We start from the raw sequence: 13,396 nt of genomic DNA, 5'->3' as shown, positions 1-13,396 counted from the left end.
ACCGGAAGGACGCAGGCCGACGCCATATCAAAACGACAAGAAAAGCGGTCTACCGCCCGATATAGCCGTTGTCCTCCAGATAGCGGATGACCTGGTCGGCAAGCACATCCGCATCGTTGCCGACCGTATCGAGAACGAGCTGGGCGTTTTCCGGCTCCTCATACGGACTGTCGATGCCGGTGAAATTCTTCAGCTGCCCGTCACGCGCCTTGCGGTAAAGCCCCTTCGGATCGCGCTCTTCCGCCACTGAAAGCGGGGTGGAAACATAGATCTCGATGAACTCGTCATCCGCGACAAGGTTCCTTGCCATCTGGCGTTCCGCACGGAACGGCGAGATGAAGGAGACCAACGTGATGAGGCCCGCATCGACGAAGAGCTTCGCAACCTCGCCGACACGGCGAATATTCTCCACGCGGTCGGCTTCGGTAAAACCAAGGTCGCGATTGAGCCCATGGCGCACATTATCGCCGTCCAGCAGGTACGTGTGGCGGCCGCGCGCATGGAGCTTCTTCTCCACGAGGTTCGCGATCGTCGACTTGCCGGCACCCGAAAGCCCGGTAAACCAGAGCACCGCCGGTTTCTGTCCCTTGAGATCCGCATGGGCCGTCTTGTCGACGTCGAGCGCCTGCAGGTGAATGTTGGACGCTCGGCGAAGCGCATACCAGATAACGCCGGCGCCGACGGTCTGGTTGGTGAAACGGTCGATGAGGATAAACGATCCCATCTCCCGGTTCGTCTCATAGGGATCGAACGCGATCGGAGAAGATAGCGAAAGGTTGCAGAAGGCGACTTCATTGAGATGCATTTCCTTCGCAGCCAGATGCTCGAAGGAATTCACATCGATCTTGTGCTTCAGTTCCGTAACGGTCGCCGTAACCGTCTGGGTGCCCGTCTTGAGCAGGTAGGGACGGCCGGGATAAAGCGCCTCGTCGCTCATCCAGATCAGATGGGCCGAAAACTGGTCGGCCACTTCCGCACGGGAATCTGAGGCGCAAATCACATCGCCCCGGGAAATGTCTACTTCATCCTTGAGGAGAAGCGTGATGGAATCGCCGCTTACCGCCTCATCCAGATCCCCGTCCATCGACACGATACGGGAGATTTCGGTGGCGCGTCCGGACTTGGCGATGACGACCTTGTCGCCCGGCCGCACGGTTCCGCTCACGACCGTCCCGCAATATCCGCGGAAATCGAGGTTCGGCCGGTTCACCCACTGTACCGGCATGCGGAACGGGCGCTCGGCCTCGTCGCTCCCGATCTCGACCGTGTTCAGGTGGTCCAGCAGGCTCTTGCCCTGATACCAGGGCATGACCGGCGATCGCTCCATGATATTGTCGCCCTTGAGCGCCGATACGGGAACGATTTCGAGAGTTTCGAAATCGAAGGTTTCCCCGAAGGCGCGGTAGGCCTGCTCGATCTCGCGAAACCGCTCTTCGCTGTAATCGACAAGATCCATCTTGTTGACCGCGACGACGACATGGCGAATGCCTAGCAGCGACACGATGAAGGAGTGGCGACGGGTCTGCGTCAGAACACCCTTGCGGGCATCGATCAGGATCACCGCCAGATCGGCTGTCGAGGCGCCGGTTGCCATATTGCGCGTGTACTGCTCATGGCCGGGCGTATCGGCGACGATGAACTTGCGCTTGTCGGTCGCGAAGAAGCGATAGGCGACATCGATCGTGATGCCCTGTTCGCGCTCGGCCTCCAGCCCATCGACCAGCAGCGCGAAGTCGATGTCGTCACCAAGCGTGCCGTGTTTCTTTGAATCTCGTTCAAGGGCAGCGAGCTGATCCTCGAATATCAGCTTGGTGTCGAACAAAAGCCGCCCGATCAGCGTGGACTTGCCGTCATCGACGCTGCCGCAGGTGATGAAGCGGAGGAAGCCTTTGTTTTCCTGCTCGGCCAGGTAGTCGGTTATATTCGCCGAAATTTCGGTCAATTCATTCATGGTCCCGGCCTCTCAGAAATAGCCTTCGCGCTTCTTCTTTTCCATAGACGCAGAATCGTCATGGTCGATCATCCGCCCGGAACGTTCCGACGTCCTTGCGATCAGCATTTCCTCCACGATTTCCTCAAGGGTGCTTGCGCCCGATTCAACCGCACCGGTCAGCGGATAGCAGCCGAGCGTACGGAAGCGAACGAGCCGCATTTGCGGGCTCTCGCCATCCTTCAGCGGCATGCGCTCGTCGTCGACCATAATGATCGTCCCGTCACGCTCCACCACCGGGCGGTGATCGGCGAAATAAAGCGGCACGATCGGGATGTTTTCCGCCAGGATGTATTGCCAGATATCGAGCTCGGTCCAGTTCGACAAGGGAAACACGCGGATGGATTCGCCCGCTTTCACGCGCGTATTGTAGATCGACCAAAGCTCCGGGCGCTGGTTCTTCGGGTCCCAGGCATGCGTTGCCGTACGAAAGGAGAAGATCCGTTCCTTCGCGCGCGATTTTTCCTCGTCGCGCCGCGCGCCGCCGAAAGCGGCGTCGAACTTGTGCATGTCGAGCGCCTGCTTCAGCGCGTCCGTTTTCATGACCTGCGTGTAATAGGACGAGCCGTGGTCGAACGGATTGATATTGTCGGCCTTGCCCTGCAGGTTGGTATGGACGATCAGTTCCATCCCCGCTTCCGCAGCCATTCGGTCGCGAAATTCGATCATCTCGCGAAACTTCCAGGTCGTATCCACATGCATGAGCGGAAATGGAGGCGGGGCGGGATAAAACGCCTTTCGGGCAAGATGCAGCATGACGCTGGAATCCTTGCCGATCGAATAGAGCATGACCGGCTTTTTCATCTCCGCCGCGACTTCGCGGATGATGCGGATCGATTCCGCTTCCAGTCTTTCAAGATGGCTACGCCTTTGAGGCACGATCGACGTCTCCGATATCTGGGCCCGGCTTTTCCGGTGGCTTGATTTTGAGTGCAGCGTTCCTGAACAGGTCGAGATCAACTCAGGTTGCCCCGGCGATATCCGGCGACTTGAGCATTTTTTCGACCATGGAGCCGATTTCCGGATCGGCGAACGCGATGAAATGCGGGTTTGCGAAATCGCAATCGCCGGCCTGGTTACGCTTGTCATAGACGAGCGGCATGCCGGCATCTGTCACAACGCCTCCGCCCGCCGCCAGTAGAACCGCATGTCCGGCAGCTGTGTCCCACTCCATCGTCCGGCCGAAGCGGGGATAAAGATCGGCTTCGCCTGCCGCCAGCAGGCAGAACTTCAGGGATGAACCAACGGATACTTTCTCCGCAACATCGAATTTCGCAAGAAAAGCATCAGTCTCAGGCGAGTTATGAGAGCGGCTTGCAACCGCGACGACACCCTTCGCATCAAAGTCTCGAACCGAAATCCGCTTCGCATCTTCGCCAATCTCGGCGCTTTGACACATAAACGCTCCGCATTCGCGACCACCCGCGTAGGATGTTCCGCGTGCCGGGGCATGAACGACCCCGCAAACCGGCGTCCCCTCTTCGATGAGCGCGATGTTGACGGTGTAGTCCGACCGCCCGGCGATGAACTCCTTCGTACCGTCAAGCGGATCGACAAGGAAAAAGCGCTCCGCAGTTGCGGGCACGGACCCTGCGCTGACCGCTTCCTCCGCGACAACGGGCACACCGGGACAAGTTTTTTCCAGCTCGTCGAGAATGTATTTTTCCGCGGCCCGGTCGGCCATCGTCACGGGAGAATCGTCCGCCTTGCTTTCCACTGCGGTGCCGGTCTGGAAATAATCGAGCGTGATACGCCCGCCCGCCCAGGCGATTTCATTGAGTTTTCCTACGAGCTCCAAATCGGCCACGGCGGCCTCCTCTGCATACGGACAGGCAGCAGGTAAAGACGTCCTTCGCGATTTGCAAGGAAACGCCGGCCCAAATATCGCGTGCACCGGAGCATGATTTTCCAACAGTCCACCTTCCCATCCACATCCTATACGTTTGGGAAAGGCGATCGATCAGGCATCGTCGGAATAAAGTCCGGCTCGCCGCGCGCCGGAATATTCGCAGGTGCTCGCGCTGAATGATTCATGATTTTCCACAAGCGAGCGCCCGGCGGCTTGGAACGCTGATACTCACGTTGCGAATTCAATATCTTAAATGGAGGGTTTTTCAACCATCCGAAGCGCGGTTGCATATGTCAGGTCCAGCCATTATCAAATCAGCTGCTGGAGTGCGCCGGTTTTGAAGATGGATGGCCATCGTTTGCTGGAACCGGTGCAGGGATTTGTAAACTCGCTCGACCACGTGCGGCGGATTCAACCTTTATTTTTTAAAAAAACCGGCCGAATTTCCGCCGATGGGTGGAGCGTTACGACCGGGCAGAACGGGTGCGGCATCGAAATGCATTGGACTGAGTGGCGGCGGTAATGGCGATCCGGGGATGTAATGTTTCGATTTCAGGTTATGCCGCCCGCCTGCCCGGCGCCGCGTCTGCAGATGAGTTCTGGCGTGTTCTGGAAGGCGGAAAGTGCACCGTTTCTTCGATCGGGGACGATCGCTTCCCCACGAGCCGGTTCATCCATCCCGACCGCAGCGCGGCAGGAAAGACCTATACCTTCGCCGCAGGCGTCATCGACGATGTCTGGGGTTTCGATCCCGGTTTCTTCGGCATCTCTCCGCGTGAGGCGATCCAGCTCGACCCGCAGCAACGTTTGTTGCTTCAGGTCGTCTGGGAAGCACTCGAACATGCAGGTATCAAGCCGAGCGAACTTTCCGAATCCGGCGCAGGCGTTTACGTAGGCGCGTCTTCGCTCGACTATCACCACCGTTTCGTTTTCGATCCGGCGGCAGCGGACGTTCAGTTGATGACCGGCAATACCTTGTCGATCATCTCCAACCGGATTTCGTACATCTATAATCTTCGCGGCCCGAGCTTCACCGTAGACACGGCCTGCTCGTCGTCGCTCGTAGCCCTGCACGAGGCGATAAACGCGCTGGACAGCGGCCAGATCGAGACGGCGATAGTGGCCGGCGTCAACATGCTGCTGAGCCCGCTGTCCTTCGTGGGCTTTTCGCGCGCATCGATGCTTTCCGAAAAGGGGCTTTGTAGGGCGTTCGACGCGGATGGTGACGGTTACGTCCGTTCCGAAGGCGCCGTGGCGCTGATCCTGCGTCGGATGGACGTGGCCCGCGACCGCGGCGACGAGGTTCACGCACGGATCGTCGCATCCGGCCTGAATTCCGACGGTCGCACCGTAGGCCTCTCGCTCCCATCCTCGATTGCCCAGGCCGATCTGCTGCGTGATATTTACGGCAGCCTCGAACTTGACGTTAACGACCTTGCCTTCATCGAAGCGCACGGCACCGGCACCCGCGTTGGCGACCCCGCCGAGGCAAACGCCATCGGCTCCACGCTTGCGCGCAGGCGCGATTCCGCCCTTCCGATAGGCTCCGTCAAAACGAATATCGGGCATCTGGAATCGGCTTCCGGCACGGCTGGTCTGCTGAAATCCCTGCTTTCGTTACGGAATGATATTTTCCCGCGCTCCCTTCATTTCGAAACTCCGAATCCCGATATCGATTTCGATGGGCTGAACCTCTCCGTTGCCGGCAATCCGGTAACCCTTGAGCGCAAGGACCGCCCGAGGCTTGCCGGCATCAACTCGTTCGGTTTCGGCGGCACCAACGCACATGTCGTGATAGCGGATGGCGAGCCTACCCCTAAGGATAAGGGCCCTTCGCAGGAATATGCGCCCCTCGTCATTTCGGCAAAAAGCCGCGATGCACTGCGCAAGCTATGCGCCGAGTACCGGCAACGCCTCGTCTCAAGCAACGATCCGCTGAGCGTGGGCGCACTGGTGGCGGCTGCCGCCCACAATCGCGACGCGCTTGATGAACGCCTCGTGGTTCACGGCGCAACCGCGGCTGACAAGGCCGCAGCACTCGATGCTTATCTGGAAGGCGGCAAATCGCCTGCGTTGGTGACCGGTCAGGCAAACCAGCATCCTTTGAAGGTCGTATTCGCCTTTTCCGGCAACGGCTCTCAGTGGGCCGGCATGGGACGCGACGCCTTCTTTGCGGATGCGCCATTTCGAAGCATGTTCCGCGAAATCGACGATATCTTCAAAGGTCTCGCCGGCTGGTCCCTGGAAACCATGCTGTTTTCGCAAGATCTTGAAGATGAAATCGACCGCGCCGCCGTCGCACAGCCTCTTCTCTTCGCGCTTCAGGTATCGCTTGTTCGCTCACTCCGCGAAAAAGGCATCAAGCCGGATGCGGTGATCGGCCACAGCGTCGGCGAGGTCGCGGGCGCTTGGGCATCAGGCGCGCTTGGGCTTGCGGATGCCGTAAGAGTGGTTCATGCGCGCTCGCTGCATCAGGAAGTCACGCGCGATCTCGGCGGTATGGCGGCACTGCTTCTGCCAGAGGATGCCGCTCGGGCGGCGATCGACAATACGGCTTATCCGGGGCTTGAAATAGCAGCGGTGAACAGCGCGCGCAGCGTGACGATTTCCGGCCCCTCGGAGAGCCTGGACGGATTTGCCCGCCATGCCCGCAAGAACCGTTGGGCGATGCGCCGCCTGAAGATCGCCTATCCGTTCCATTGCGCGCTTGTCGATGCGATCGAAGAGCCACTGCTTGGCGCGCTGGGGGACATCAGGCCCGCGAAACCGGAAATCCGCTTCATTTCCACAGTTGATCCTGAAGACGAAGCGCCCGTTCTCGATGCGGGCTACTGGTGGCGTAATGTGCGCCGGCCAGTGCAGTTCGCAAAAGCCGTCGCGCGCGTTCTGGATGACGAAGCGGCGGTATTGGTCGAAATCGGACCGAAGCCGATCCTGGCGACCTATATAAATGACAACATCAGGGAGGCCGGGAAGAACGGGCGCGTGGTTTCTTCGCTCGATACTTGCGAGGATTTCGAACCTGACGTCAATCCGGTCGAACGCGTCGCCGCGGGCGTTTTCGTGAATGGCGGGCGCGTGGACATGGATGTGTTCGTCGGTCCGCGCGGGCGCATGCCCGGCAGCCTGCCCACATATCCCTGGCAGAACGAAGAATTCAAACCCGCGTCGACGGATGAGCAGAACCAGGCGATGTTCGGCCAAAGCTGGCCGCTGCTCGGATACCGCTTCAACACCAGTTCAACCGAATGGTTCGATCACTGCGATCCGCAGCGCTATCCGTTCCTTCTCGATCACAAGATCGAAGAAGCGGTCGTCTTTCCTGCCGCAGGCTTCGTCGCGATGGCCCTGCGGGCCGTGGAGCAATGGACAGAAAAGCCCGGAATCGAGCTTCGTGATTTCGAAATCTTCCGTCCGCTGGTATTCGACGCAGGCGGAATACGCGAAACGATGGTGCGGCTTTCCGCCGATGACCGCGTCATTGAAATTTTCAGCCGCCCCAGACTTCAGCACACCGAATGGTCCCTGCATGCGCGCGGGCGTTTCGTCACCCTCACGAGCGATGGTGAAACCGGACTGGCATCGATAGACGACCGCCAGGCGGAAATCACCCTTGACGAAAACGCGTTATACGAACTGACGGCTTCCTATGGCCTCAACTACGGTCCCGCATTCCGGCGCGCCGAGCGTGTGGACCGTTTGGACGAGCGCACCGCGCGGGTTCACCTGCTTGCGCGTTCGCCGGCAGTAGAAGACTATGTTTTCCCGCTGTGTCCAACACTACTCGATGCCGGCTTTCATGGCCTTTTCGCGCTTCTGGCCGGTCATGACGGGGATGCAGCCGTCAAGAAAAGCTATCTGCCGGTGCGCATCGACCGGCTGCGCGTCTTTGTGCAGCAGGAAAATCCGACACAGGTCAATATCAGCGTCACCCGTGCCTCTTCGCGCTCCGTTGAGGCCAGCTTCGACTTCCTGAATGCGGATGGAATCCTGATCGCCCGATTGGCCAAGGCGCGTTTCAAGGCGGTGCAACTGGGCGTCGATGCACGCGAGGAAAAACTCTCCTACCGAACGATAAGCCGGCTTCTGCCGGACGAAAATGCCCTTTCGCCGGCAAGCGAATTGCTTCAGGCGAAAGACACTGCCTTGCATGAAGCCGGCATCGTTGCGGGCGATGATCGCGAACTTGACGACGCCCCTCTCCTATTGGAGGCGCTATCGCGCTCGGTCGCGCATAATTCGCTTTATAAGATCGTCGGCGACGCAACCTTCGATGTCGAAGATCTTGTCGCTACCAGGCAGATTGCCGAAAACGCACGCTCCCTGGTCCATGCGCTGCTGCACAGGCTGCGGGCCGCCGGAATAGCCACGGATACCGAAGCCGGCTGGCGGATCGACAACCCTTCCACCCATCTGCCTGTGGATGCCCTGCTGCAAACGCTTGTCCAGGCGGCGGGAGATCAGGTCGCGCCCGCAGCAATGCTGTCCAGGCTCGACGAAGCGCTTCCCGGAATGCTCCGAACCGGCCTGCCAGAAAAGGCCGAGGACTGGTATGCGCCCTCCCTCTTCGAGGCTTACCGGTCATTTTCGCCCTCCGTTCAGGCCCTCTTTGAAGGGGCTGTCGCATTTGCCCGCAACATCATTGAACGTTGGCCCGCCGATCACACTCTTACCATCCTGATCGCCGGAGCGCGCGACAACACGATGGCCCAGGCGATCGCGCCCCTGTTGGATCCAGCGCTCTGCAAGCTCGTCATCGCCGATGTCGACGAGGCGATGGTGCAACGCCTCAAAGCAGACTGGCGCGGAAACGGCGACGTTCGCTTCCTTGCGCTTGACGATGAGGCGACCGAGGCTTGCGCGCCGTTCGATCTTGTCCTGTCGGCAGGGGGACTGGATTCCCTTGGCGCTCCTTCGCACGAAAGGCTCGCAAGGCTCCTTGCGCAAGATGGCGTAGTTTTCGCTATCGAACCGATCCCGACGATAACCGACGACCTTCTTCGCGGGATCGGCCGGAACTGGTGGGCGCAAGGCGTCTCCGCCGATTTCCCGGCATCTGGTTTTCAATGGCCTGAAGAATGGCGTACCACCCTGCTTGGCGCCGGTTTTTCGACAGTCGACACATTCGAGTTTTCATCCCGCCTGATCGATGCCACGGTCATCGTCGCCCGCGCAGGCGACAGACGACGACAATCCGCCACCGAACCGGATGAAGCGACGCTGGACGAACCGTCCCGCCTGCTCGTGATTTCCAGTCCGGAAGGAAAAAGCCGACGGATTGCCGACAGCTTGAAATCGGTCCTCCACGCGCACGGGATCCAAGTTTCCATCGCCATCCCGGGTGAAACGACCGGGGAAAGTGCCGAAGGCCTCTGGACGATTGCGCCGGAGAACGACCCCGAGCGATCGCAGGAACTACTCGGTGTGGCGAACGCGGGCATCGTGTATCTAGCTGGCACCGATGGCCCCGGATACGAAGGCGATCACAATCAAGCGGTCGATTCGAACGTCTGGTTTCTCACCACCTTGTTTCGGGCGATCGGGTCTTCGCCGACGCCCGTCAGAATCGTCGCCCCCGGCGCGCAGCGGGACCTCATCGCCGCGCGCCCGGCCGATCCGGTACAGACCGCCATATGGTCCTTCGCGCGCGTCGCGATGAACGAATATCCCGGCATCGAACTCAGCGTGATCGACATCGACCCGGATGCGGAACCGCTGGAATCCGCGCGCGGTATCTCCCGCGTGTTTCGCTGTGAAACCGATGAGCGAGAAATCGTCGTTGCGGAAGACAGGCTTTACGGCCTTCGCATTCTGCGCGACGAGGGCAAAGCGGCAACGCGCGAGATCGGGCCCCTTCAAGAAGATACGGCGATGCGTCTCGATATCCGCCGTCAGGGATCGCTTGATGAGCTTGCCTGGCGCGCGCAAAGGCGCCTCGCCCCTTCCGACGACGAGATAGAGATCGCGGTCGAAGCGAGCGGCCTGAACTTCAGGGATGTCATGTGGGCTCTCGGGCTGTTGCCGGAAGAAGCGCTGGAAGACGGCTTTGCCGGCCCCACGCTCGGCATGGAGTGCTGCGGCCGGGTCGTGCGAACGGGAAGTGGCGCCAGCCGGTTCAACGTCGGCGACAGGGTGATTACCTTCGCCCCTGCCTGTTTCGCCTCGCATGTGACCGTCACCGAGGCTGCCTGCGCTCCGATGCCTGGGGCGCTCAGCGCCGAAGAAGCGGCCACGATTCCTGTAACTTTCCTGACCGCTTACTACGCGCTCTGTCATCTGGCCCACCTTTCCGAAGGCGAGACGGTGCTGATCCACGGCGGCGCGGGCGGTGTCGGGCTTGCCGCACTCCAGATCGCCCAATGGCGAGGAGCGCGTGTGATTTCCACAGCCGGATCGGAAGAAAAACGCTCGTTCCTCAGGCTCCTTGGCGCGGATCATGTACTCGATTCCCGCAGCCTGGAATTCGCAGATCGGGTGATGCAGCTGACCGATGGCGAGGGTGTCGATGTGGTGCTCAATTCGCTTTCGGGCGAAGCGATGGAACACAGCATCGAGGTCCTGCGCCCGTTCGGCAGATTCCTCGAACTGGGCAAGCGCGACTTTTTCGAAAACACCCACATCGGGCTCCGGCCTTTCCGCCAGAACCTCTCCTACTTCGGTATTGATGCGGATCAGTTGCTCACGCGCCAGCGCCCGCTTGCCGAAAAGCTGTTCGGCGACCTCGTCGCCTTGTTCGAGGAAGGGGTGCTCTCTCCCCTGCCCTTCAGGGCATTTGCAGCCGACAAGGCCCTGGATGCGTTCCGGCTGATGCAGCAGGCGGGGCACATCGGCAAGATCGTGCTGACACCGCCGCAAGTTCCCGTGACCGAACCTGCCGCGACTGTCTGCGAACTCCGCGATGATGCGACCTATGTGGTTGTCGGCGGCTTTGGCGGCTTCGGGACCGAGCTTCTGAAACGGATGGTTCTCGCGGGCGCGCGTCACTTGCTGGTGCTTTCGCGAACAGGTGCCGCATCCGAAGCCGCCAGGGCGGCGGTCGCCGAGCTTGAAGCCGCCGGTGCGCAGGTTCATGCGCGAGAATGCGATGTCACGGACGAAAGCAGCCTCGCAAGCCACTTTGGCGATGCGCGCAAGTCGCTGCCGCCCATCCGCGGCGTTTTTCATACCGCCATGGTCATTGAAGACACTCTTCTGGCCAATCTTGAGCATGAAGCGCTTTCGAGGGTGCTTGCGCCGAAAGTACGCGGTGCCGAACTCCTCGACCGTCTGACGGCGGAGGATCCGCTGGATCATTTCGTGCTGTTTTCCTCCGCGACGACACTTGTCGGAAATCCCGGGCAGGCGAATTACGTTGCCGCCAACGGATATCTGGAGGGGCTTGCTCGCCGGCGTCGTGCAGAGGGACGTCCCGCGCTTGCCGTTTCATGGGGTGCGATATCCGATGCCGGATATCTCGCGCGTAACACCGGGGTGAGCGACCTTCTGGCCCGCAAGCTTGGCCGCCATGCGCTTTCCGCGCGCGAAGCTCTCGACGGCTTGTTCGATCTGATGGGGCAGCCGCAGGATGATGTCGGCACGGCCGCCACCGGCTACGCCCGCATCGACTGGCAGGCCGCCCAGCGCGACCTGAAGCTTCTGTCCACGCCGTTAGCCGATCTCCTGTCCCTTGGCGATGCCGACGACGCAAGCGCCGGGGATGGCGAAATCGACCTGGCAAGCATGGTCGAGAACCTGTCCGAAAAGGAAGCGAGCAAACTCGTTGCCGATCTGCTTGCAAAAGAGGTTGGAAAAATCCTGCGTGTATCCGCCGAGGAAATCGACGCCAGAAAACCTCTTTCCGACATAGGCATGGATTCACTGATGGCGTTGGAACTGCGGATGGCGGCGGAACGGCAGCTTGGCGTCGATATTCCTTTGATGTCGCTTGCCAATGGTACGACGCTCGCCGATATCTCCGCAAAAGTTCTTGCTGGCGTCAAAGGCAGCGAGGATAGTTCGTCTGGATTGTCACGCGAAGCGAAGAACCTTGCCGGCCAACATACGGACGATGTCGAACTCGGTGATATCTCCGAAATTGTCGAGAGCATCGAAGCCGAAAGCGACAAGCTGAGATCACTGCTTTGAAGGACGACGGAAAATCCAAAGGGCTCGCCGCCGCTGAACGCGCGAAGCTGCTGGAAAATCTGCGGGCGGAAAAGAAAACGGAGCGTCACAGCGCCGGCCCGAGCCGGGTTGAGCCCGTGCGCAAGGGCGCCGCAGGGGCAAAGTCGACGAACGCCAAAGCCTTCGATTTCGGAACGCTCCCGCAAGTCAAGCAGTTGAAGATGCAGCGCGCCGCAGCCGATCGCATGGGCATCGACAATCCGTTCTTCCGGCCACACGACGCGCTTGCCGCTGGCCAAACGATGATAGAAGGACGCCCACACGACAATTTCGCGTCCTATAATTACCTTGGCCTCAACGGCCATGACGAGGTGATGGAAGCGGCAAAAGCTGCGGTCGAACGTTTCGGGACCAGCGTTTCCGCGAGCCGGGTCGTCGCCGGAGAGCGGCCATTCCATGGTGAGCTGGAGCGCGCGCTTGCCGATCTTCACGGGGTTGAAGATGCCATAGTCATGGTGAGCGGCCATGCAACCAACGTCACCACGATCGGCCATCTGCTTGGCAAGTCGGACCTCATCCTGACCGACGCTCTGATCCACAACTCCATTTCCGAGGGCGCGCGTCTTTCCGGCGCGACGCGCTTGAACTTTCGTCACAACGATCTGGAATCCCTGGAAAACCTCCTTGCCGCCAACCGGCACAAGTACGAGCGGGTGCTGATCGCCGTCGAGGGCATCTATTCAATGGACGGAGATTTTCCGGACCTGCCGAAACTGATTGCCCTAAAGCAGGCCTACGATGCGTGGCTGATGGTCGATGAAGCCCATTCCGCCGGTGTCATGGGAAAGACCGGGCGCGGAATTGCGGAACATTTCGGAGTTGATCCGCAGGCAGTCGAAATCTGGATGGGAACGCTTTCCAAGACGTTTTCCGCTTGCGGCGGCTATATCGCCGGCTCGAAATCGCTTTGCGACTACCTTCGTGCCACAGCGCCTGGCTTCGTCTTCTCCGTCGGCCTTTCGCCGGCCCTGGGTGCAGCCGCACTCGCCTCCATCGAGGTCATGAAACGCGAGCCGGAGCGCGTTGCAAAGCTTCAGGAAAACGGCCGACGTTTCCTGGAAAAAGCCAAAGCCGCCGGGCTCGATACGGGGTCGAGTGCGGGTTATGCGGTCGTTCCGGTCATTGTCGGGGATTCACCTCGCGCGGTAATCCTTTCCAACCGGCTTCTTCGACGCGGCATCAACGCCCTGCCGATCATCTTTCCAGCCGTCGCCGAGAAATCGGCAAGACTGCGTTTCTTCATAACCAGCGAGCATGCGTTCGATCAGATCGACCGTACGGTGGAAACTGTTTCCGAAGAAATGGCGGTGGTGCGGGGCGCGGATTTCGACCTGGCAGCGCTTATGTCCAGGTCCCGCTAGAAAATATCCCGAAAAATCGGGGACGGATTTCCG

At 60.1% G+C, this 13,396-nt stretch carries 5 protein-coding genes; 2 read left to right on the top strand and 3 right to left on the bottom strand.

The window, feature by feature from the left end; genetic code table 11:
- Window positions 1-49 precede the first annotated feature (49 nt).
- The 3 genes from cysN to cysQ form a co-directional block, all read right to left on the bottom strand.
- Window positions 50-1,951 (bottom strand): sulfate adenylyltransferase subunit CysN, encoded by a 1,902-nt coding sequence (gene cysN / locus HPQ64_RS12375; RefSeq protein WP_172888814.1) that lies wholly within the window; start codon window positions 1,949-1,951, stop codon window positions 50-52.
- Between the two features lie 12 nt (window positions 1,952-1,963).
- Window positions 1,964-2,869 carry a sulfate adenylyltransferase subunit CysD gene (cysD, locus tag HPQ64_RS12370; protein WP_172888614.1) on the bottom strand — a complete coding sequence of 302 codons (906 nt, stop codon included), beginning with the start codon at window positions 2,867-2,869 and terminating at the stop codon, window positions 1,964-1,966.
- Between the two features lie 82 nt (window positions 2,870-2,951).
- Window positions 2,952-3,797 (bottom strand): 3'(2'),5'-bisphosphate nucleotidase CysQ, encoded by an 846-nt coding sequence (gene cysQ / locus HPQ64_RS12365; RefSeq protein ID WP_343035994.1) that lies wholly within the window; start codon window positions 3,795-3,797, stop codon window positions 2,952-2,954.
- A gap of 564 nt (window positions 3,798-4,361) precedes the next feature.
- Between cysQ and HPQ64_RS12360 the strand changes: the two genes are divergently transcribed.
- Window positions 4,362-11,963 (top strand): type I polyketide synthase, encoded by a 7,602-nt coding sequence (locus HPQ64_RS12360; RefSeq protein ID WP_172888813.1) that lies wholly within the window; start codon window positions 4,362-4,364, stop codon window positions 11,961-11,963.
- Window positions 11,960-13,363 carry an aminotransferase class I/II-fold pyridoxal phosphate-dependent enzyme gene (locus HPQ64_RS12355; RefSeq protein WP_246270698.1) on the top strand — a complete coding sequence of 468 codons (1,404 nt, stop codon included), beginning with the start codon at window positions 11,960-11,962 and terminating at the stop codon, window positions 13,361-13,363. The genes HPQ64_RS12360 and HPQ64_RS12355 overlap by 4 nt, the downstream gene beginning before the upstream one ends.
- The last annotated feature ends 33 nt before the right edge of the window (window positions 13,364-13,396 follow it).

It is taken from the genome of Hongsoonwoonella zoysiae (genome assembly GCF_013266695.1).
Classification (GTDB): domain Bacteria; phylum Pseudomonadota; class Alphaproteobacteria; order Rhizobiales; family Stappiaceae; genus Hongsoonwoonella; species Hongsoonwoonella zoysiae.
Note: the sequence above shows the minus strand (reverse complement) of the source record. Positions and strands in the feature narration are given on the sequence as shown.